The 20925-nt window shown below is 58.6% G+C and carries 27 protein-coding genes and 2 pseudogenes; 13 read left to right on the top strand and 16 right to left on the bottom strand.

Annotated elements, in window-relative coordinates; all coding sequences use genetic code 11:
• Positions 1–249 precede the first annotated feature (249 nt).
• Positions 250–576 (top strand): DUF3303 domain-containing protein, encoded by a 327-nt coding sequence (locus ACVWW3_RS22635; RefSeq protein WP_354107577.1) that lies wholly within the window; start codon positions 250–252, stop codon positions 574–576.
• A gap of 693 nt (positions 577–1269) precedes the next feature.
• Here ACVWW3_RS22635 and ACVWW3_RS22630 read toward each other — a convergent pair.
• Positions 1270–1467, bottom strand: a complete 198-nt coding sequence (locus ACVWW3_RS22630; RefSeq protein WP_247338778.1) for a hypothetical protein — start codon at positions 1465–1467, stop codon at positions 1270–1272.
• On the opposite strand from ACVWW3_RS22630, the gene ACVWW3_RS22625 reads away from it, so the two are divergent.
• Together ACVWW3_RS22625 and ACVWW3_RS22620 are read left to right on the top strand one after the other, a co-directional pair.
• Positions 1460–1708 carry a hypothetical protein gene (locus tag ACVWW3_RS22625; protein ID WP_456648608.1) on the top strand — a complete coding sequence of 83 codons (249 nt, stop codon included), beginning with the start codon at positions 1460–1462 and terminating at the stop codon, positions 1706–1708. The two genes, ACVWW3_RS22630 and ACVWW3_RS22625, sit on opposite strands and share 8 nt — an antisense overlap.
• Positions 1709–2251: 543 nt before the next feature.
• Positions 2252–2629: a hypothetical protein gene (locus tag ACVWW3_RS22620; protein WP_354107579.1), complete on the top strand. Its 378-nt coding sequence runs from the start codon at positions 2252–2254 to the stop codon at positions 2627–2629.
• Here ACVWW3_RS22620 and ACVWW3_RS22615 read toward each other — a convergent pair.
• The 4 genes and pseudogenes from ACVWW3_RS22615 to ACVWW3_RS22600 form a co-directional block, all read right to left on the bottom strand.
• Entirely contained in the window at positions 2601–2909 is a 309-nt protein-coding gene (locus tag ACVWW3_RS22615) for a hypothetical protein (RefSeq protein ID WP_456648609.1), read from the bottom strand. The genes ACVWW3_RS22620 and ACVWW3_RS22615 overlap by 29 nt on opposite strands.
• Positions 2910–2923: 14 nt before the next feature.
• Positions 2924–3247: a hypothetical protein gene (locus ACVWW3_RS22610; protein WP_247338773.1), complete on the bottom strand. Its 324-nt coding sequence runs from the start codon at positions 3245–3247 to the stop codon at positions 2924–2926.
• A 68-nt stretch (positions 3248–3315) separates the two neighbouring features.
• Positions 3316–3542: pseudogene (locus ACVWW3_RS22605) on the bottom strand (Hsp20 family protein); the annotation flags it as partial.
• 259 nt (positions 3543–3801) lie between these two features.
• The gene (locus ACVWW3_RS22600) at positions 3802–4071 is read right to left on the bottom strand and encodes a DUF2934 domain-containing protein (protein ID WP_247338771.1); all 270 of its coding nucleotides are present in this window, start codon (positions 4069–4071) and stop codon (positions 3802–3804) included.
• Between the two features lie 541 nt (positions 4072–4612).
• Between ACVWW3_RS22600 and ACVWW3_RS22595 the strand changes: the two genes are divergently transcribed.
• Entirely contained in the window at positions 4613–4966 is a 354-nt protein-coding gene (locus ACVWW3_RS22595) for a response regulator (RefSeq protein WP_456648610.1), read from the top strand.
• Positions 4967–5026: 60 nt separating this feature from the next.
• Here the strand turns inward: ACVWW3_RS22595 and ACVWW3_RS22590 are convergent, their stop codons facing one another.
• The 4 genes and pseudogenes from ACVWW3_RS22590 to ACVWW3_RS22575 all read right to left on the bottom strand — a co-directional run bounded on the left by ACVWW3_RS22590 (position 5027) and on the right by ACVWW3_RS22575 (position 8505).
• The gene (locus ACVWW3_RS22590) at positions 5027–5266 is read right to left on the bottom strand and encodes a response regulator (protein WP_456672125.1); all 240 of its coding nucleotides are present in this window, start codon (positions 5264–5266) and stop codon (positions 5027–5029) included.
• A gap of 1826 nt (positions 5267–7092) precedes the next feature.
• Positions 7093–7360, bottom strand: a pseudogene (locus ACVWW3_RS22585) (NYN domain-containing protein); the annotation flags it as partial.
• A 728-nt stretch (positions 7361–8088) separates the two neighbouring features.
• Positions 8089–8307 (bottom strand): hypothetical protein, encoded by a 219-nt coding sequence (locus ACVWW3_RS22580; protein WP_456648611.1) that lies wholly within the window; start codon positions 8305–8307, stop codon positions 8089–8091.
• Positions 8308–8505, bottom strand: coding sequence for a ribbon-helix-helix protein, CopG family (locus tag ACVWW3_RS22575; protein WP_456648612.1), 198 nt, complete (start codon positions 8503–8505; stop codon positions 8308–8310).
• Positions 8506–9691: 1186 nt separating this feature from the next.
• Between ACVWW3_RS22575 and ACVWW3_RS22570 the strand changes: the two genes are divergently transcribed.
• From ACVWW3_RS22570 to ACVWW3_RS22550, 5 genes are all read left to right on the top strand, one after another.
• Positions 9692–9943 carry a hypothetical protein gene (locus ACVWW3_RS22570; RefSeq protein WP_456648613.1) on the top strand — a complete coding sequence of 84 codons (252 nt, stop codon included), beginning with the start codon at positions 9692–9694 and terminating at the stop codon, positions 9941–9943.
• A gap of 1700 nt (positions 9944–11643) precedes the next feature.
• Positions 11644–11895 (top strand): DUF2243 domain-containing protein, encoded by a 252-nt coding sequence (locus ACVWW3_RS22565; protein WP_456648615.1) that lies wholly within the window; start codon positions 11644–11646, stop codon positions 11893–11895.
• Entirely contained in the window at positions 11783–12253 is a 471-nt protein-coding gene (locus ACVWW3_RS22560) for a DUF2243 domain-containing protein (protein WP_456648616.1), read from the top strand. Before ACVWW3_RS22565 ends, ACVWW3_RS22560 begins: the two co-directional genes overlap by 113 nt.
• Positions 12225–12389 carry a hypothetical protein gene (locus ACVWW3_RS22555; RefSeq protein WP_456648617.1) on the top strand — a complete coding sequence of 55 codons (165 nt, stop codon included), beginning with the start codon at positions 12225–12227 and terminating at the stop codon, positions 12387–12389. The genes ACVWW3_RS22560 and ACVWW3_RS22555 overlap by 29 nt, the downstream gene beginning before the upstream one ends.
• 76 nt (positions 12390–12465) lie before the next feature.
• Positions 12466–13248, top strand: a complete 783-nt coding sequence (locus ACVWW3_RS22550) for a succinate dehydrogenase iron-sulfur subunit (protein ID WP_456648618.1) — start codon at positions 12466–12468, stop codon at positions 13246–13248.
• A gap of 383 nt (positions 13249–13631) precedes the next feature.
• Here ACVWW3_RS22550 and ACVWW3_RS22545 read toward each other — a convergent pair whose 3' ends face one another.
• On the bottom strand, positions 13632–13820 hold the full coding sequence (locus tag ACVWW3_RS22545; RefSeq protein ID WP_456672124.1) for a hypothetical protein: 189 nt from the start codon (positions 13818–13820) through the stop codon (positions 13632–13634).
• Positions 13821–13852: 32 nt separating this feature from the next.
• Here ACVWW3_RS22545 and ACVWW3_RS22540 point away from each other — a divergent pair, with 32 nt between their 5' ends.
• From ACVWW3_RS22540 to ACVWW3_RS22530, 3 genes are all read left to right on the top strand, one after another.
• Complete coding sequence (locus ACVWW3_RS22540) at positions 13853–14698, top strand: SIR2 family NAD-dependent protein deacylase (protein WP_456672417.1); 846 nt, start codon at positions 13853–13855, stop codon at positions 14696–14698.
• Positions 14699–15526: 828 nt separating this feature from the next.
• Positions 15527–15850, top strand: coding sequence for a nuclear transport factor 2 family protein (locus tag ACVWW3_RS22535; RefSeq protein WP_456648619.1), 324 nt, complete (start codon positions 15527–15529; stop codon positions 15848–15850).
• Positions 15851–15979: 129 nt separating this feature from the next.
• Positions 15980–16180: a hypothetical protein gene (locus ACVWW3_RS22530; RefSeq protein ID WP_456648620.1), complete on the top strand. Its 201-nt coding sequence runs from the start codon at positions 15980–15982 to the stop codon at positions 16178–16180.
• A gap of 73 nt (positions 16181–16253) precedes the next feature.
• On the opposite strand, the gene ACVWW3_RS22525 is transcribed toward ACVWW3_RS22530, so the two are convergent.
• From ACVWW3_RS22525 to ACVWW3_RS22510, 4 genes are all read right to left on the bottom strand, one after another.
• Entirely contained in the window at positions 16254–16427 is a 174-nt protein-coding gene (locus ACVWW3_RS22525) for a hypothetical protein (protein ID WP_456648621.1), read from the bottom strand.
• A gap of 391 nt (positions 16428–16818) precedes the next feature.
• Positions 16819–17487, bottom strand: coding sequence for a hypothetical protein (locus tag ACVWW3_RS22520; RefSeq protein ID WP_456648622.1), 669 nt, complete (start codon positions 17485–17487; stop codon positions 16819–16821).
• 834 nt (positions 17488–18321) lie between these two features.
• The gene (locus tag ACVWW3_RS22515) at positions 18322–18627 is read right to left on the bottom strand and encodes a hypothetical protein (RefSeq protein WP_456648623.1); all 306 of its coding nucleotides are present in this window, start codon (positions 18625–18627) and stop codon (positions 18322–18324) included.
• Positions 18628–18637: 10 nt separating this feature from the next.
• Complete coding sequence (locus tag ACVWW3_RS22510; protein ID WP_456648624.1) at positions 18638–18814, bottom strand: hypothetical protein; 177 nt, start codon at positions 18812–18814, stop codon at positions 18638–18640.
• 784 nt (positions 18815–19598) lie between these two features.
• Here ACVWW3_RS22510 and ACVWW3_RS22505 point away from each other — a divergent pair.
• A complete protein-coding gene (locus ACVWW3_RS22505) occupies positions 19599–20084 on the top strand; it encodes a DUF4142 domain-containing protein (protein ID WP_456649765.1) in 486 nt (161 codons plus the stop codon).
• 43 nt (positions 20085–20127) lie between these two features.
• Here the strand turns inward: ACVWW3_RS22505 and ACVWW3_RS22500 are convergent, their stop codons facing one another.
• A complete protein-coding gene (locus ACVWW3_RS22500) occupies positions 20128–20337 on the bottom strand; it encodes a hypothetical protein (protein WP_456648625.1) in 210 nt (69 codons plus the stop codon).
• Positions 20338–20577: 240 nt separating this feature from the next.
• Entirely contained in the window at positions 20578–20718 is a 141-nt protein-coding gene (locus tag ACVWW3_RS22495; RefSeq protein ID WP_456672416.1) for a hypothetical protein, read from the bottom strand.
• Positions 20719–20925: the final 207 nt, after the last annotated feature.

The following is a 20925-nucleotide window of genomic DNA, read 5'->3' as shown; positions in this document are numbered from 1 at the left end:
AAGTAACCGATTGTAGGAGCGAATGTCGGCGACGGCCCGCCGATCGCGTCGGTGTGCCCTCTGACGCGACGTCCGATTTGTGTCGAATTTCTAGATATGCCCGCTGCGGCAACCGACGCGATGGGTCATGACCGGGCAATTTCACGACCAATGAGGTCGCTCTCGCCGCTGCTAACACTTGCGCGACCGCTCGTACTTAAGATTAGATGGGGCGCGTGGCTCACTGTCCAGTTTTGAAGGAGGTGTTTCATGAAATACATGCTCGAATATACAGTCCGCACTGCTGGCCTTTCCTTTGACCAAAACTTCGCAGGGTCGCAATCGCTTCTTGCGGCGTTCAGCAAGTGGACGCCGGATGAAGAGAAGGGGCTGACGATACACGCGTTCGTAGCGAACCTCGCGGGACGAGGGGGCTATGTTTTGGTCGAAGCCAACGACCCAAAAGCCGTCACCGCCTTCGTGGCAAAGTACAACTTCTGGAATGACATTGATGTCGTTCCGGTCGTCGATATCAGCGAGTCGGTGCCGATAAACGCAAGTTCACTTGAATGGGCGAGACAAGCGTCTAGGGGCTAGTTGGCGGACGATATGAAATCAGCGCCCCGACAATTGGTCGGGGGTCTCAATTCAAGGCAACGGAGAGAGCGAGGCCGATGTCGCGATCCGATACGATCGGCGGCACTGCCTGCCTTGTTGAAGTTATCGGGAGCTCAAATCGAGACATTCTGCCGCGGCATGCGGAAAATGCGTTCGAGCGAATTCGCTTCCCACCTAAGCCGGGGCCTTGTGGTTGTTACCGGGCATTGGTGCGCATGCTCGTTGAGCGGTTCGGCGAGTCGGTCGGCGAGCCCCTCTGTTTCGGCAGGTGCGACCGGCTCGCTTTGATCTCGACCTCCACGGGGAAGTCGTCTGCTGCAAGTGAGGTATCCTGCCCGTGCGGCACCTCGACGCGTTTGGTCCTGCTCCAGCTTAGGAACGAAGGTTACAGCGGTCGGTTGCAAGCAAACTTAAATAGGAGGAAAGCACCATGAAGATTGGCAAGATGGCGCTCGTAGCTGCACTTGTGTTCGGATCGATCGCTGCCGCCTCCGCGCAGGGTGGCGCTGGGGGCGGGGCCGGAGGAGCGGGCGGAGCGGGGGCTGGCGGAGCGGGGGCTGGCGCGGGCGCGGGATCGGGCGGAGCCGGCGGCGCGGGTGCGGGATCAGGGGACGGCGGAGGCGCAGGTGCGGGATCTGGGGGCGGCGGCAATTCTCCAGCCGCGACCAGCGGTCAAGGGGCATCGAGCAGCCCGAGTTCGGCTAACCCGGGGGCGACCATGAATGACCCGAAGATGAAAGGGAAATAGAAGCGAAAGAAATAGCCCGCTGACATGATCGAGCGGGCCGTTTTCATAAAGCAGTCGCGTAGCGATTGAGGCTGCGTTAGGCCGGCCGGGAGGAGACCGGTGGCAAGAACGTTGATGTCCAAGGCCGATCTCGAACTGATCGCTCTTCAGGAGATCCGGCACGTTCCCGGCGGGGAGCTCGTTATCTCCGTCGAGATTGAACACGACGACGCGGAACCCGATGGCCTGAATTGGCGACTGCTCGTGATTGCTAAAGACGGCGCGAACCTCGATCGCCTCCAAAACGCCGCTACTACCACGAGCCATCGGCTGAAGCGTCGATACCAACTTGTCATCCAGGGCGGCAGCTCGGCGGATGGCTGAGGCTAGAGGCCGGCCCCCACCACCAACAGAACGGCACCGATTGCCATAAGGAGAATGCCCGGCCAGTTCGCTCCGATCCCCAGGAATCCCACGCCGCGCCGCGTCGGCTCCAGTGTATCGCCAGCGGGCCGGCTAAGCGATCCCCGCCAAATAGTAGCGCGTGCCATGTACAAGATTCCGCCGAGAACAAGCAGAGCGCCAAGTCCTATCAGGAGCATTCTCGCCTCCTCAATTCATAGTTGCCATGTCAAGCTCCCGGAGGTGTGAGCCGCACCTCACTCGGCTTGGCCGGCATACGGCCCTTGCCTTCACGCCGCGGCCCGGATAGGTCCTGCGGCCGGCTCGGACTCCCGCGCGGGCAGGGATCCTCCGCCGCCGCAAGCGTCGCACCAGACTTCGATCGCGCCCTTGGTCACGCCTCGCCCACCCTGAGAGGATCGACGCCGGGGGCGTGACGCGCACCGGCAGCGGCCGCTCCGCGGCCTTCAAGGGACTGGCCACCCCGGGGGCGTATGGACGACCAGCGCCAACAGGCATCGCCTGGTGAAGGAGATCAGCCCGGTCAGCCAATGCGCGAATGCGTTGCGTCTGTTCTTTGCAGAAGTCCTCATCCATCGCGCCACTCACACCGAACACTCAGTTTCGCGGCTTCAGCTCACCGGCAAGCCAGCCGACCGCGTCGGTTTGTATCGGATCCACCGCGAAGCTGACCACTTCGGTACGCTCGCAAGTCGAGCACTCGAAGGTGCGCTCATCGAATCCGCGGGGCCGGGAGAGATGCGCGCCAACGCCATCCGGTGCTTGCACACAGGGCACATCGGACGCTCGTTGGTCGAGACAGCCATCCCTGAAATCTCCACGGCCGATGATACGCCGTCCGCAGCCGGAGTCTTCAATATTCGCGCACGAAAAACCTTTTGAGGAGCGCCAAAGGGAACGAGCCCGAGCCCGGTCGACCCAGGTTGAAGGTCGTGCTCATGGCATCACGTCTGCAACAGGCAACGGTCGACCAAGCCTTGGCTCCCTGAAGGCGTTCGGGAAGGTCGAAGCGGAAAGGCTTTGCAGAGCGGCCTCCTCTTCGGAAAGTCGCCGTTCGATGAACTGGCGTTCCAGAGGCAAAAGCCTGACGCAGGAGCCGGCGGTAGCGGCTGATGTTGTTATGATGGGCACGAAGGCGTGCCAGGTTTTCGTCCATCGTCATCAGGGCCTCCAAAACTACGCCGCGGCGGCCGCACGTTCGGTCGAACGGAGACGGTAGGGCTTTCCGCCGGGCGGCGTCCGTGGGCCACCGTCCAAGGCGCGCAACGCGTCCAAGATTTCGTCGATCGATACCGGCTTCTTGAGGCCGGCAGGTGCGCGCATCGACGGGCAAGAGGCGATCGCGGACGCGTCGGACGCCCATGATGCCAGGATTGCGCGCTTCTCGGTCAGCGTCAGGGCCGGATGATCCAGAACGTCTCTCGGTGCTTCAAACACCGTACCGGGATGAAGAAGAGCGTTGAAGTCGAAAACATTGTCGCCAGCGGTCGTCGGCCGCATGGTTCTGTCCTTTTCTTGACGAATGGATGGAGCCGCGCGACGAATCGTGCGGTTCCGAGGCGCGAGCGCTAGGCGGCAGCCTTAGCTTCCAGCTTCGGCACGTTGCCGGCCGAGGCATCGCCGATCGAAATCCGGCGGGCTTCATGGCTTCCGGAATCTCGCGGACGAGTTCGATGGTCAGCAAGCCATTGTCGAACGCGGCGCTTTTCACCTGGACATATCCGGCGAGGCTGAATTGGCGCTTGAAGCTGCGGTGCGAGATATCGCGATAGAGGAAATCACGCTCGGTCTTGTCCCTCACCGGAATGGACCTCCGCCAAATCGAGGTAAGGCCGAAGCGCCTTGTAATCACGGGCGCCGACCATATGAAGGAGACTGTTTTGCGGACGGCCGCCGTTGCCGTTTTCTTGATTTTCGGAGGGCGTGTGCTCGCTTCTGCTAAGAGAGGCGGCAACGGTCTACGTTCCCCCGTCGGAACTGACGGTCTGAAAGTGCACACAACTGGCCACTGCTCCGCTTTTTTGCGAGCGGACCGCGCGGAGCGTCGTCGTGCCCTAATCTTGGCTCCCACGGTCGGGTCGGCTGAACTCCCGCTCAGCATCGAGCCAGAAATCCAGGTCGCGCCCCGAAGGGCGCCCGGCCCTTTCCCACAGCTGATAGGCACGTGCCGTGATCTGGGCCCGCCGGGAAGAAGAGGGCAATAGGTTGCGCCTCAGCTGATCAGCAAACTGCCGCAGCCTGCTCGCGGTGTTCTCGTCCTTGGTGTATGCGGCTGTCCGAGTAGCCAGTGCGATCTGATGCTCGAGTTTTTTCCTTTCGTCCATCGGATCGCTCCATTTCCTCCTTACCTAAGACGACTCCGGCTGAGCTCAATTGTTCGAGCCCTGGCTGTATAATGCGAGGGGTGCCAATTCTTCACGCCGTTGAGTTCACTTTTGCACAAAGCAGCTCCTTAACCTCGTCGTCACGCTGCGCTGTACCCACTGTAGAAAGGAGCTTAGCCTCGTTACGTTTCCTCGAAGGAGAGAAGGGCGTGGGCGAGTTTCCAGATCGAGTTCAAGCGAACATGGACGTGGTGTTGGAGCAAGTTTGTGCGGAATTGACGAACGGCGGCGATCACGAAAGCCGCAGATATGTTGCCGAGCAACTGATCGGAGCCGCGCGGCAAGGGAAGACCACTCTCGGTGAGCTGACGTCTGCTGGCCGCGGTGCGGTAGTCTATATCCGAAATAGGCCCAAGTCGGCTTAGCCTCGCCTGATCAACTCCTCCAGCGAGCTTCGGGCCTCAGAACCGGCTGCAGCTCAGCCCTTATGAGAGGTCGGGAAAAGACTCCCATTCACAAACCTGCCGGCGTACTGAGAAGCATGGCATCAGTACTGATAGTTGAAGACGAAACGCTTCTCCGCATGATGATTGCGGATATGCTGACTGAGCTTGGTCACGAGCTTGCTGGGGAGGCCGGTGACCTAGGCTCTGGGCTGACCATGGCCATGAGCGCTGAATGCGACGCCGCTATTCTCGATCTGCAACTTGGCCGGGATAGCTCGGCAGCCATCGCAGAAGCTTTGCAGGTCCGCGGCATTCCCTTCGTCTTCGCGAGCGGCTATGGCGCCGATGGCGTACCGGAGCAATTCAAAGGTCGGCCAGTTCTACAGAAGCCTTTCCTCTTAGACGCTCTCGATCGCTGCATGCGGACGCTGCTAGGCCCAAGGCTCTAACGCCGACTAGCTCCAGAGTATCAGCAGGCACCGGTGGTCTGCTGCATCACGCGATACAAGTCATCTTCGGAGAATGGCTTCCGGATCATCGGGAAACCGTCTCGCCGTCGCTCGTCCTGACAATTGCAGAACCTTCAGCGCTGGGCGGAGACGGGTCGCCCGCTCGGCCAACTCGTGGCCGTCCATGCTCGGCATATTGATGTCGGTGATCAGGACCGAGATGCGATCATGATGCTGCAACAGGAAGGCTTCAGCCCCGCGGTTGGCGCGGATAACTTTGCAGCCGATTTCCTCTAACATGCTCGCGATTACATCGAGGACCGCCGGATCATCGTCGACTAGGAGAACTGCGTGGGTCATTAGGAACAAACGTCCGAAACGGATTGCGAGTTCCGGCTCCGGGAACTTGCCGCAAAGAGCGCCCGGGAATATGGGCTCCCGCCTCCGAGTCCACCCGAAGCAAACTGATTTGTCGTGCGCAGCGGCTCTGGCCTACCCGGGTGAAGCAGTGCAGGCTGACCTATGAAATAGCCGTTCATCGAATCATTGGCATGCTCATCTGGATGCTCATGCCGACCTCACCAGGCGTCCATATGAGACTCCCGCCGCCGCGGTGCGATGACTGCGGCATGCCGCAGTAAAGCGGCGGTTTCTCGTTTGCACGGCCGGCGGAGTGCCCGCGTCTGCCAGTGCGCAAATTGTGCAAAGGTCATTTGGGACGACTAGGAACGGTCCCGCTCCATTGATCGAAAATCAAATAGGCCGGCCGTACACCCTCCCCGGGTGTGACCGCACATACGAAGGCCGCAGCGGGAGGTTAAATCGCTGCGGCCCGCGCATGGTCAAAAACCCGGGTCAAATCGAAACGTGAAATATGCAGCCAGCCCCGGCGACAAAATTCTGCTCCAACTTTGCCCCGTTTGCAAACACAATTTCGGTGGAACCGAAACACATGTGATGGGCGTTCAGTTCCGAGAATGGGAACAATTTTGCGCGCGCGAATCGGAGCGTCGCGCGTGCGAAATCACAAACCTAAGCAGTGGATCGAGGACGAGGTACAGACGCTGATCAAAGTGATCAACGCGGGCTCGACCGCGATCGAAATCGCCACCGAGCTTGGACGGTATATTGCTTCGGTGGCCGGAGACATCGGCCTTTTGCTGCGGAGCGAGAGGGGCGCAGTAGGCAGCCCCGGTCGGCGCCACTTCTGCCGAGGTTCACGTTGGCGGGTCTGTGTCTCTTCTAGTGGGGCGCAACCAGCGCTGCCATACTGAATGCGACTACGCAGGCAGCTGCCAAGGACCAGAGCGCTATAGCGATCTCTTTGGGCATGGTGGTGGCCTCCTGACGAAAGCCGCCTTCACCATTACTGCCGCACGAGCTTACAGCGCATACCGATCAGCATTGTGTAGGCAAGCCGGCGCCAAATCAGGTTCATCAGGACTAACATCTGGCATCCCCATATTTGATGCGGCCAAGCTTCGACCTCGTATGTTTCAAGAAGATTTCGCCGGGAGTGCGAAATGGCTTCGTGCCGAGGGTGGAGGGCAGCCCCGCCAGCCGTTCGTTGGCGGAGAGACCGGCCCCGGCTCCAGGGGGGTCTTTTGGGGTAGGCCGGGGCCGCTCCGCGGCGTCGGCGGCACGACCGGAAAACCTTAACCTGCGACGAAGTTCCGCGTTCCACTGCGAGGCGAAGCGCTGCATAGTTTCCCCATTGCTTGCTAAGTTTTTCCATGAGGTTTTCGCCATGTCGAACAGTGTCGAAGATCTACAGATGCTGCGCTTGATTAGGGCATTTCAAAAGCTAACCGATCAACGCACACGGCGCACGGTGCTCTTGTACGTCGAAGATCAGGTTCAGAAGCAGCAAGCCGAGGGACCGGTCGAGTGCTCCACCAAGTCCTCGCCTGGGACTGGCAGCAGCACAACCGTAGATTCGTAGTCGTCGGCCTGCAGACATGCAAAGCTAAGGCATATTTCGCGTCTCGGAGGAGAAACCCGATGCGCCTTGCATTGCCTTATCTAGGAATTGGTCTCTGTGCGTCGCTGGCGGCATGGATGTCGGTGATGCTGTTCTATTGAAGTCCGTCCGCCCAAATTGATCGATGCGGGCGATCCTTAACTGTCTAGCCAGGAGGGTCGTTCCCTTTCGGCTCTTGCAAGAATTGGCATGTGTCCACGCGCTTCGCGACCACGCAGGGCGGGGCGTTCGGACGGGTCGCGGCCGAGCTTGGCCTGCAGCTCGACGAGGTCGGTGAAGACGTCGGCCCGGCGGCGCAGCTCGTCGGCGATCATCGGCGGCTGGCTGGCGATCGTGGAAATCACGGTGACCCGCACGCCGCGGCGCTGAACGGCCTCGACAAGGGAGCGGAAGTCGCCGTCACCGGACGCGGAGCTTATCTGTCCGAGCCATGACTTGCGCAACATTGGCACCCCGGAAGGCGGAACTAAACCTGCCAGCGAAACAAAAGCCGACCCAGCATAGACCCTACACAGACAGGACGGCCCACGAGGACGCCGATCAGCCATTATCATGAAATTGCAAAGGAGGGAGCTCAGCTTCGAGGAGGGCCGCCGCCAGATGATCCCTAGCAATCGCCAAAGGCGCTCACGAGACCAATCGAAATGGGAACGACCGCAACGCACGTCCAAAAGGCTGGCGAGCTGGAAGTGATGCCGGCAACAAGGATCCCGACGCCGACAACGACGATGAATATCGAAATCGCATAGGCAAGCGCTTTGTCCATCGCTCTGAGCGCGGCTTTGTGCGAACCGACTCTCCTGGAGGTCGAACTGTTCCTATTGAGCGGCCGGCTTCAAACCAAAGGACTGGCGGGGGATTTGACCGCTGATTTCGAGGCCCCTCTCGTCCGATATCCGCCAAGCTGCCACTCCGAAGCAGACGGTTAGCAATACGGTCGTCACCAACAGCAGCACGGATAAAAAGTGGCTCATGCCTCAACTCCGCGACGCGAGATACAGCGTCGAGCGAGCACGCATTGGCGATTCGGAAAATGCAGGCCAGCTGACATAGACGCAGTTTTCCCAAGGTTGTAAAACGGTGGATGAGCACCTCCTACCTTGGACCGGCCGCGACTCAGGTGCGCGCTTTCGCAGCGCAACTAGGGCAACTTCATGCGCAACGCGGCGTCGCCCGACGGCGTAATCCGGTGGGTGCCGCTTTCGCTTCCACGCTCGATCCAGCGTTTCGCTATCATGATCAAGATCGTGCGATGACCGGTTAGCGCGAGATCTTTCAATCTCATTTCTCGACCTGTTTGTAGCTTTTGAAGGGCGTTGCGCTCCACGTGCGAAGGCAGATGGCTGGCGCGCGGCGGCACCTATTTCCCTTTCCCCTTGAGCCCGATTTCGACCAGCCGGCGGATGGCTTCGGAGCGGCTTAGCTCGCGTGCCTCTCCCCAGGCATCAACCCCCTGAGTTAGATCGGCAGGAAGTCGGACAGCGCTGACCGGATCGACCCCGCCAGCCTTCTTCGGTCGACCGCGAGACCTTTTATTTACCGTAATCGCCTTCTTCATTTTTTCAGTTTACTAAAAATACGAGCCAAGGGGAAGCGCGACTTCCGCCCCGGCCCTAACCTCAATCACAGAAGGGTATTCAAGATGATCGAAGCTGACAGCGTGTATAGCACGCCGCCCTTAAACTCGTCTTCAAACAAGATTATTGACCTGTACACTAAACCCAACGTCTGCAAGATCGTGCAGACATTGCTGCGGAGATAATCTCAACCGCACCGCAAAACTGGCTAGACACAGCTCGACCGAGCCTCCGATCTCATGCGCGCCGCGGTGAGGTACACGTCGATCAATGGCGCGATCAAGGGGGCGTGGCGCGCGGAGCACACCGGCAATTCGACTATTGCTGAGATCGTTATTGACCGCATGCCGCAACGGCGAGATGCAGCGCTGCGCAGGCTTACGCGGCTCATGAGCAAGACAACTAAGGTCGGACGGTTGAGCTTTGGTCGCGTGCCAGTATGGCCGACGTCGTCATGGATCAGGCAGGCGACCAGGCATCCGGAGGCAACCTCGAGCCATTCGAGATCCCGCATTCGAGATCCCGTTCGTGCCGACGGCTGTCAACTAACCGCCCGCAGTTGTCGTTCCTCTTTCGGCCGTTAACTCGTAATTTTCCCAAGCCGACGGCTCGCGACTTTACGAGGGCTTCAAAAGACCGCCCCTTTGCTCATCTCGTCTTTCGATAGCGGACGAGCTCCGCTCTTGCGAGTGCCCGGGCCTGCTCCAGCGCTTCTGTCCCGGTCAACAGGTTCGGCGCGAGCCGCCGTCCCGCGACATCGTCTCAGTAGAAATAGACGCTCGGCCGACCATCTGCGAAGCAGACTTCGTAGCTGCCGAACTGGGGGACGGCTTTGTGCTTGCTGATGCGGACGGAGCGGCTGTCGTCGGTCCGGATGAATGACCTCGCGATGGTTCTCAGCAATATCAAGCAATGCCGCGCGAGATGGCTCTCGGCTGATCGCCCGAGCCACTTCACGCTGACGGGCCATTCGCACCAAAGAAACGATCCCAGGCCGGGGGGAAGGACCCAGGGCTGGGGCCGCTCGGGCTACGAACTAAACAGCCTCATGCGTCTAAACGCACGCAGACCAAAGTCGGGGCGCACGGTACCAGTTCCTATCAGCGGGACAGAACCTGATCGTGGTTCGACCTCGGTGGGTCTAAGCTGAATTCGCAGTGACCTGTTTTGATTTCGCCGGGCTTCGCATATGCTTGCCGCAAGAAAAAAACGGGGGCTAATGGTACGAGTCCAACCAAGCAGAAGCGCATCGGCGAAAGAGCTGCGAAAGCCTCGTCAGACCAGAACATCCGCGCCCTCGAAGATCAGCTAGAAATACTAGATGCACAAATCGCCGAGATAGAAGTGCGACAGGTCGTTACGCCCTACATGGACGACCAGCGCGCGCTCACACCGAAGTTCCGCCGCAAGCTGAATTAGCGTGAATTCTCGCGTCCGCCTGCGCGCCCCAGTTTCGCCGGGGTATGAACGAAAATACCCCAGCCGTGTCGGGGCGGCTGGGGTTCAAACAAGGGCGACCACCTGTTCTTCAGCAGATGTACGGGACAAGCCGCGCGAGCGATTCACGTTCCTCACGAATTTCGGAATCTGCCTACGCCCTCAAAATTGGCGAGTCCTAAGTTCACTTTTGCACTGTCCTAACTCGGTACTCGACCTACTCGCGCGAATGGAACAGGAAGACGAAAGGGCCTGTCTCATGCTTACCAAGAAGGAATTCGAGGCTGTATCTGGGCGAGCAGAAAATGCACCGGATCGATGGAAGCCAAATGACGCGAGAGATGCTGCGTCGTTCTCGGGAGCAGATCGCGGTTTCAATGGCACTGCTCCAGCACAAGGTTCCGAATATCTGGCACCCTGATCCTCCGCAAGGCTAGAAACCGTGTCGGCTGTTGCGCTTTGCGCGGAATGGCGGATCGAGAAACCTGGCAGCGCCCTCTTTGTGAGGCCTGCAATAAGTCCATGACGTTCATCAACGTAGTCGGTTCACCGGAGGGGCGTTGCCATCTTTCGGTGCTCGCGCTGCAACAAGCTGTTCTGGGAGAAGCCCAGGCGCGACCAAAAGTAGGGCGCCTTAGTTGGCGGCATCTGCCTGTGGCACCTGCCGCCGTGCCCGGAGAGCTTTCCGCCTCGGAAAGGGTAGCCCGATGTGGCGGGCCTTGTCCTTTACGGATTGCATTGAACGTCTCAGCGCTGCGGCTGCTCTCGCGGCCGATGCACCCTTGCTCACCAGCTGCTGTAACTGTTCGAGTTGTTCTGGCGTCCAAGATACAGATGTCACGCGTGGCATTAGCACCGCCTGTTCGATAAGGTCTAGGCAGCCAGCCGGGCTGAAATCAGCCCCCGCCGCACCAGTAGCCGAACTGACGGCTTTCGACCTCGTTCCTATTGCTGGATAGCCGGCCACCCGTCGAAGGCGGAACGGGGCATCCCGGTTTCGCCCTAGGGCATGTACCTGGAAGCTGACAGCCTGATGTCGGGTTTGACCGCCAACAGCGGCCGAAGAGCGGGCCGTTCTGCGAGCTCGCAGCAGAGCCTAACCGACGTTCACGTTCGTTCGCTCCTCTTAGGCCGCGTGGGAGGTTGTCTTCCGCTGGTCAAGCGAAGTTAGGCAAACGGACCGCATGCAGAGCACACGACAAGTATCAAGCCGATAACCCAAAGTATCTGGCAAAGGATGTTGAGCGGGATCAGGACGCCGACTTTTCCGGCGCCCAATCGAGATCCTCGTCGCTGTGAGGATCGGGTCCGTCGAACATGGTTTGATCTTCAAATCGTCATCGAGTACCGGCTCACCCTAGCGCTCTTCGACAAGCCCGGCGTCGTCGGCCTTCTTCAGCGTTTCCTCTTTGGTTGAAAACGTCCGGCTCAGCTTCTCCTCGTCCTTGAACCGCGCGTACGCCATGGCACTTCCCTCCCGGCTCGCATGATGGGGCATCGGCGGCCACCGCGAGATCCGGCGGACGCCGCTTCTGGACCTCTCAGTTCCGCTTGCGCTGAATCTCCAATTTGGAGTTCATAAGACTGCGCCGCGTCGAACGTTCCTATGCGCGTCGTGAGAAGCGCGACAACACTCAACTGCTCCGACTTCAGCGATGACTATCCGCAGTGCCGACTAACGCATGTTATTGGCGCGCAACCTGCGCCGTGGTCATAGGAACGGTCGTATCAAAGGCGACTTGCTTTCAAAACAAGGTGCCGAGCGGCGCACGAGTGCATCCATGCAAGACAATAGTTCATCGAGTTTCCCGATCTCTGCGGGTGTCTTTCTCGGACTTGGTCTGGGCGGGTTTTTCGACGGCATCGTGTTTCATCAGCTGCCTGCAATGGCATCATATGGTAAGCGGCTGGTACCCGCTCAATTCGATCGATAATTTGAAGCTCAAAACGACTTGGGACGACATCTTCCACAGCGCGGCCTATCTTCTCGTGCTCCTCGGGTTGCATGTGCTGTGGCAACGGGCACGAACGCCCGACCTTCACTGGTCGCGCCGGCAGTGCATCGGCGCGGTCTTGCTCGGATGGGGCATCTTCAATTTGATTGAAGGTGTGTTGGACCGTGAGATTCTCAGGCTGCATCAGGTGAATGAAACCTTGCCGGATGGACAGCGCATCTTCTGGGATATCGGATTTCTGTTATGGGGCGCGGCAATGTTGCTCATGGGCGCCGCCATGGCACGTTCCAATGCGCAAGGGAGGGTGCATGCGAAAAGTAGCCTACAGGCTCGCTAGAGAGATGCCGCCGGCTCTGATTTACCTGATCTTCATGTTGCTGCTGGTGCTCGCGACAGCACCGGCTTTTCGCATCCTGCTATTCGGTGTGTCCCTCGACGATCTCCTGCAGCTGCGGTGTTTCAGTCTCGGCTGACGCGCCATCCGCCTGCGCAGGTGATTGAACGTTACGCTTCATCGTCGAACCGCCACATGTCTGGCCGGAGGGTATCATGGTCGAGTTCAGGCTTCCCAAGAACTCCCGGATTGAAAAGGGGATTGTCTGGCCCAGGCCAGACAGCGAAGCCATACAGGAATTCCAGGTTTATCGCTGGAATCCCGACGACGGGCGCAATCCGCGGCTCGATACCTACTTCGTCGATACGACCGATTGCGGGCCGATGGTTCTGGACGGCCTGATCTGGATCAAGAACAATATCGACTCCACTTTGACGTTCAGGCGGTCCTGCCGCGAAGGCGTGTGCGGCTCCTGCTCGATGAATATCGCCGGCCAGAACACGCTGGCCTGTACCAAGTCCATGAGCGAGGACATTCCGGAAGGTGAGCCGTTACGTGTGTTGCCCCTTCCGCACCAGCCGGTCAAGGACCTCGTTCCGGACCTGACAAACTTCTACGCACAGCTCGCGCTGATCGAGCCGTGGTTGCAAACCGTCTCACCCACGCCACCGAAGGAATGGCGACAGAGCCACGAGGATCGGGCAAAGCTCGATGGACTGTACGAGTGCATCCTCTGCGCTTGCTGCTCGACGTCCTGTCCAAGCTACTGGTGGAATTCCGAGCGTTTCCTTGGCCCAGCGGCCCTGATCCAGGCCGCGCGCTGGATCAACGACAGCCGCGACGAGGCGACGGGCGAGCGCCTGGACAAGCTCGAAGACCCATTCAGGATCTATCGCTGTCACACCATCCTCAACTGCGCGAAGGCGTGTCCCAAGGGCTTGAATCCGGGCGAGGCGATTTCCGGATTGCGTCTCAAGATGGTCGAGCGGAAGTTCTAGTTTTCCGGCACTGCGGATGTTCGCGTGCCGAATTGCATCAGGCTGGCATACAATGGAGAGGAACGATCGCGATGGCGTCCGCTTAATAGACTTCAGCCGAAGGATTTTGGATGAGTAAGAGACAATTTGCAGCTTTGCCGTTTCGTTTTGACGATTCCGAATTGCGCGTGATGCTCATCACCACCAGACGCAAGCGCCGGTGGTCGGTGCCCAAGGGATCGCTGATCCGCAACACGGCGCCGCATCGCACGGCTGCGTTGGAGGCCTATGAGGAAGCAGGTGTGATCGGCGCAGTCGCAAAGCGCGTTGGGCAGCTTCAAGCATCGCAAGCGCAAGCGCAAGCAAACCATGGATGTCGCCGTCTTTCCCATGAAGGTGCACGGTTAGGAGAACTGGTGGCCCGAGAAAGGCGAGCGCGACGCGATCTGGGTCTCGGCAGAGAAGGCGGCGCGTCTGGTACACAAGGCGCAGCTCCGGCGCTTGATTGTGCGTTTCGCGGCGCAGACCGACAGAAGCGCTTCTTTCCCGCTGGCCAAATGACCAATAGACGCGTGCAGGAACTCGCCGCGCATCCAGTCATTTCCTTGGGATGGACGACCAGAGCATGGAACTCGCACAGGAGCAGCGGTCGGCGTACGACGTTCTGGCTGCGGCGATACGGCGACGTCGGGCGATTCTGTTCGTCGGCGCGGGGGTTTCGATGGCCGTTGGCCTGCCATCGTGGCAATGCCTCATCGATCATTTGCTTGACGATCTCGGCCTCGAACGCGGGGCCATCGAGGGAATGCACGGCGGCTATCAGGTGCTGGCGGAGTATTACCGACTGAAGCGCGGTGGCATCGGCCCGCTGCGCAGCTGGATGGACCGCAATTGGCGGGTCGATCCCGAGAAGTTCGGAGCCTCGAAGCTTCACAAGCTGATCGTCGAGCTCGATTTTCCCAGCATCTACACGACGAACTACGATCGCAATCTCGAGACCGCGTTCGATGTCCTCGACAAACGCTACGCAAAGATCAGCAATGCAAAGGAGATCGCGAGCGCTCCCGCAGGCATTACTCACATCATCAAGTTCCATGGTGACTTCGACGATGACGCTTCGCTCGTTCTGACGGAGACCGACTTTCTCAACAGGCTCGCGTTCAATTCCCCGCTTGATGTCCGCTTTCGCGCTGACGCGCTTGGAAGCACGCTCCTCTTTATCGGATACAGCATGTCGGATCCGAACATCCGGCTTCTGTTACATCGGATTTGGCAGACATGGGAGGATTCGGGGCACCGCCACGACCGCCCGGCATCCTTCGCCTTCGTGGCGCAGCGCAATCCGGTGCAGGAGGCTGTCCTGGCGAACTGGGGTATTACCACCGTTGGCTCGCCGGACGACGCGCGCGCCGATGATGGTCTGATCGGATTCCTTGCGAACATTCGGCAGCGTCTTGACCCCCGGGAGTAGATGGCTCGGCAGGCACTATCGCGATCTTGCTATTTCTGCGTACTCTACGGATAGCGATCCCGCCCCCGGGGGGGCGTGCTGCGGCGACTGGCGTATCCAGATGGCGCCGGCGAAGACGAGGAATTACGTTCGGCCAGCATCCGGTCTCAGGTTCATCCTTAGGGCCTTTTCGGCTAAACGGGCGTTTCTAAGAAGAACTTTGCGCTCGCTACCGGCTGGCAAGCGACTAGCCTGATCTTTGAGGTTTGTGGGCAGTTCGGCTAATCGTCCCTCAAGCGAGCTGGTGGCTGTTGCCGCTGGTCCCTCAGCTGACAGGCTCGTCGATGGCAAGCCACGCGAGCGTAAGATGCCAGCTCTCGACCAAAGCGGCCATGTCACAAGTTTAGATGCGGCCCGATTCGGCTTTGGCATCAATATGGTGCCGCGACAGCGAGCGCATGTCACGTCCGATCCTTCGTGCTCCTGCCCGTGCCGATGCTCAGCACATCGCCGAGGTCGCGCATGTCCAGCATCGCTAGTAATTAACCGCAGCGGGATGCCATGTTGCGAAGCTCGGACATGACGGCCCCTTCGCTACGACTGAGTGCCGCGATCTCGTCCGGCCGGCTACCGGCCCCCGCATTGCATTTAGCATTTCGTGCTCATCTCGATTCCATTCAATAAAGGATAGCGAGACTGCGAAGGTCGGGTCTGCATAACAGGCCGACGGCAAGTATCGGCTATGGCGTTGTGCATATGGACGAACCGTGCGCGGGCATCAAAACTCAAGAATCGATGGCGAAGAGATTTAGCTGGTTCGCCAGAAACGATTCAGCTGGAGGTGCTTGTATGTCTTTTGACCCGATGGCCGCTGCCATTGACTGGCTCGATGCCTACCGCGCGGGCGATATCAAAGCGAACGTGGGAATGTACGCTGAAGATGCCCTCATTTACTGCGGCTGCGGCGCGAGGAAAACCATCACCGGCTCAGAAGCCCGATGCTCGTATTGGGCTGATCGCTTCAACGAACATCCGGCATCCCGGCTCGACAATATCCAGCCCTTGGACGAGGGAGCGCTCATTTCATACGTCGTGCGCGAAGGCTCGGTCAGCGCGGTTCTGAGGTTCAATCCGGCCGGCCAAATCTCCTCGCACACCTGCGGACAAAACTAGGCCGCTCCTAATGCCGCGGGCTTGAAGCGCAGACCTATCAAATGATGTCGATCTATCAAATGATAATGTCTCGCGGTCAGTTCTTAATGTACTTTTGGTACCGCATCGCAGGGCCAAAGGGAGCGATCCATGCAGAAACGACGACGGTTCAAACAAACCGAAACACTTGAAGAACGACTAGCGAAGGAGGCTGACAGGCTGAAGCATCAGGCACTGACCATGTCGCCCGGCCTGCAGCGAGATCATCTCATTCGGAAAGCGCGGCAAGCCGAAACCGCCTCGCATATGAGTGATTGGCTGCGGTCTCCGGGTCTGCAGGCGCCAAAATGAAGCTAAGCGAAGACGTACGCCGCGAAGACTAGGGCGACGCCGAGATGATAATGCCGACGAAGAAAACGGACCATCACTTCTCTTTGCGAACACCCTTAAACTTCTTCGCGGACTTCTTGACGGCCATGAACTCGCCGCTGGTCTTGTTGCGCTTGGTCGAGGTCTTGGTGAGCTTGTTCTTGAGCTGGGTCCGCTTCTTCACCGCGCCCTTGCGTGCATTGTCGCCGGGCGGTTTGTTAACTGCCATCGTATGCTCCGTTTGAGCAACAACCTTCGGATTTGTGGAACGTTCCGGACTCGGAACCAATTTACAATCTACTGGTTATCTCTGCAACACAGGAGGACACCATGGGCTTTGGAAGAGGCGCACTGCTTTGGATGCTGGGCATCCCGCTGCCGATTATTCTTATCCTCGCACTGTTCTGGCATCACTAAGGGCGGATGTACCCCTGATGCTAAGAGAGGCCTTCGGTTCGCCGGGGGCCTTTTGCTTGGAACGGTCGAGCTTCTTGAGATGTTCGGCTCTTATGAATCCGATGGACACCTTCAACCCCGATGAGCCGTGCCGGCTGCATGATGGGGTGAACAACGAGTTCTTCGATTGGAATCCGGAGTGGGCTGCACATTTCCGAGAATATTCATCCAAGGACGAGGAGGGCGTCATTGCCTGGGATGGCGCGCTGTTGGATGGATGGGTGCCAGTGTAGCGATGCGCTTATTTCTTCCGCTTGAATCCCATTTCCAGAGCCTAGGAATGGCTCCCGGCCTTCCCAAAATGCCAAACTCAGTGCGAATACCGTAATGCCGGGAAAGCCAGCGCCGCCCAGCACAGCGCCGATGATGCCAGATATAAGCATCTTCGAACCACGTACAGTGGCGAGTTGGTCAGCTAGCCGCGCAAACACTTTTAGAAATTTCTCGGTTGTCTCCCTAGTAGCCGCAACTATGGTCTCTTCGGGAATCTGCTCCAAGTCTTTGGCAATAACCTCCAGCCCGATAGCTATTTCTGCGACAGAATCGATGCGAAGCAGCCGGATGGCATCTGCTGCCTCGAAAAGCCGCCCGACTAATTGTGCGCGAATTTGTCTAGGCGAGAATTTGGGTCTAGGGAGGTGGGGCCCGGAAGCTTGGCTCTTCTCAAGCGCCCGTTGAATAGCGTTGACGAGATCATTGGCGGCTTGCGCGTCTTCCGAGAACGCACCTTCGTAGCGGTATCGGACGCAGTCAAAATGGGCTGTATCTATCGGGATAACGTATTTTGGTCGGCTATAAGTATCATCGATCTTCCGGTGCTGTACCGAGGCCAAGCTGCAGATATCCGCTGGGGGAGAGTTCGGTCAGATCAGCAACGACCAACTCTACTTCCTGAATACTTTCAAGAAATTCGCCGCAATCGTCCCTGGCTGCTTTTCGTACTGAAACAGGTGGACAATGAATTCTGGGAAGTTAGCTGTGACGACCAGCTGAATGAAGCTTTCGTACAGCTCTTCAGCTATAGACGTCGACGGGCTACCATTAGACCACCCGTTAGATACAAATCGACAGTCAGCCATCAATCACCTAATCAAAGCCCCCTATGCGGGGCTTGGTTCCAGCGCCGAGAGTGGGGGAGGAGGCGCCGCACTCTGAAGGCTAGCACACGTTAAGCGGGTGGCTCCAGCGGCTTGCATACCTTGCAAGGCTCGATGTTCTGCTTCGTCGCTGCTAGCCTGAACGCGTCCATGCGAGACAGCGGCCCGTGCCACTTGCCATTCTTAACGCTATCTTCCGTCTGCGTGCCCTTGCCGTCATTACGGTGACAGCAAGCCGCGAAGTGGATGGCTCGCGCTATCTCGTTCAATTCTCATAAACCCAAAACTGATCCATCGGCCGCTCCCTGGCTCCCCTGTCCATTTGACGGCGTCAAGCTCCGTAAATCATTAAGGGGCAGGTGGGCTCGATCTCGTCGCGCTCCAAACAGTTCAGGATGTCGTCAACCCGGCATGTGTCACGAGAAGGTTTTGGACACCTCGAACAACAAGGAAAGCAATGTGAAGTGAAACTGAAACAGCTCTGGTCATTCCTGACCGGCAAAATGAAGGAATGCGTGTCTGCTGTAAGGGGGTAGGGAGGGTGTCCGCAGCTTCAGAACCAATCGTTTGTTAGCGACCGCTCGCCCCCAGTTTCACGCGCGTCTGCAAATCAAATGTTGGGGGTACCGCGTGGCCTCTCGTCTGCCGCCGGCCAATCGCTATGCCGAGTCGGTTGCCTATCGAGCCGACCACTGCGGCAAAGATGATCACGACCACCAGTGGCGCGATACCGCTTGCTCCGCCTTTCGCCGCAATCCCAACTCTCCCGATCGAGAATCCCACGATCGCCCCGCTCAATCCACCGACGGTCGACCAAAACACTTCCGGCTGCGCCCTTCCGAATTTCAACAACTTCGCAATCTTGATCCCAGCCATTCCAACGCTACTATCGAGTGCTCAGCGAAACGCCCAGCAACGACGCCGTGACCATTGTTGCGCCCGGCGTTCGCTTCAGAGTCTTTGCAATTTTTGTGACACCAGCTTGCTGCTTTGCGAGTGACTTCAGCGTCTTCACGTCGTCTTTCGTCCACTCGCGGCGGACAGTCTTTTTCTTTTTGGCCAACTTGGGCGCTCCTTCAATCGTTAGGCGCGCCGTTTAACACATTGCGCGGTGTGCGCAACCCGACATCCCTGTTCGTTTTGGAAGCACAAATGATCGAACGCAACACATCCCGCATATCCCCGCGACCGCCGATGACTCCGCTGAGGCTGGGCGCCTGTCCATTATTACCGCTCTGTCCGCATGTAAGGGCTGCGCTCCGAGACCAATCGAAGGTCGGGGTCGGCGGCCAAGGTCAGGGAAGCATCGATCCGGAGCGGGTTCTCTGGAGGGCGCTCAGCCACCACAGCCCAGGCAACGACGCCGACTGCGAAAAGGGCTGCCGCTAAAATCCAAGGATACCGCATCATTGCGTCCTCCCTAGTCTGGTATCAACGTCCCGATCAGGTTGAGCAGCGCCTGGTGCTCCGGACCATTTGCGCTCCCCCGCAGGAATCTGCCGATCTCAATGTACGAGGTCCGTCCTCCTGAGCCGGCATTCGGCTGATGCTTCACGACTGGGGTGCTCGAAGCCGGGTGTCGCGCCAAAGACCAGACGTCGCCGTTGCTGCTTTCATACAGGACCCGATCGGACATAGGGGCTAATAGTGCCCGCACTATTCGGTTCCTGTTGCGGATCGTGCGGACTTCGGCCTGTAAGCTGGCAGCGCCCGAAGCCGGAGACAATCCTGCGGATGTACCTGCGCCAGCACCGCTACAGGAACGCGCCCCATGTGCTCAATTGGAACCTCTTCCACGATTGGCGTGTTCATCGACAAACAACCCACAGGAGTTTGCCTTGAACAGAATGCTTTTGTCGCTCGGGACAGCAACCTTGATGGCGCTCTCAATTGCCAACGCAGCTGCGAAAGATAAGCAAAGCGAAACGTTCCTCAAGAAGGCAATCGAGGGCAATTTCGCTGAAGTGAGCATGGGAGAGCTGGCGCAGCAGAACGGTCAAAGTGATGCCGTCAAGTCATATGGCAGAATGCTTTCCACAGACCACACCGCCGCCAATCAGAAAGCTTTAGATGCTGCCCAAGGACTGGGAATGAACTCACCAAGCGGACCGAATGCCAAGCAAACAGCCGACCATGACAAGATGTCAAAACTGTCCGGCGCAGGCTTCGATAAAATGTTCGCGGCTCACATGGTTGCAGACCACCAAAAGGATATCGCCGAGTACAAGAAGGCATCAAAAAGTAAGGATGCTGCCGGAGAATATGCTTCCGGCCAAATAGATACGTTGCAAAAGCATCTGGATGCCGCAAGATCGTTGAAAGGCGGTCGTTAATCCGACGCCGGAACTGGGTCGGCAGGAGCGCGGCAAGCCAACTTCACGATAGCGGACGCTCATAGAGCAGCGCGAAGACTACTTGCTCCGGCTGGCGAGCGTTTTGGATGATATCGGGGCGGACCAGCAGTTGACAATTCGGGGCCCGTACATCGAACAGGCGTTCGGCGGGAATGGTGCCTTCGCACTTGCAGAGGCCGAAGTCTTCGCCCGCGCTCATGGCTGCACGTTCGTTCACGATCGGATTGAGCAACGAGGCGTGTTCACCCGGTCGTATCCCACCGGTGGACGGGCAACCTGGCCTTGGGTTCGGTCTTCTGATGGAAGTTTGGCACTCGCCGCCCGCTCGACGGCCGGTTGATCAGTTCGGGTGCCGCGGGTGGTACTTTGAAGGACCAAACCTTTACACGTGCTATTTCGGAAGCCCTTTGTCCACGCGCGAGGGCCGAGATCACAACATGGGGTCTCTTTAACGACAACGACGCTGATGGCATCAAAAGGTAGGCGATTGCTTGCGACGTCGCCGGGGGACTACCCTGATCTCCAATCCCATGGCCGTGAGCACACCAACTACAGTCGAAAAGTTTGGAAGCCGTTCGTTCCCGAAGGCTCGATAAATGCTCGTTCGTTGCAGACCGGCTTCTCTTGCGACTTCTGAATGTTGAAGTTGTCTAGCGCCTTCCCCATGGCCCTGCAGATCGTGCGAGCTTCGGCCGACTCGAATGCCTCGTTCAGCTCGTTGGCTAACTGCGAGGGTGCGACGGGACTTAATCTTTTCGTCATCTCGGTCTCCATAACAAAAGGGCCGGCTTTAAGCCGGCCCTTCGTTATTAATCGAGGT

It is taken from the genome of Bradyrhizobium sp. LM2.9 (genome assembly GCF_054056555.1).
Note: the sequence above shows the minus strand (reverse complement) of the source record. Positions and strands in the feature narration are given on the sequence as shown.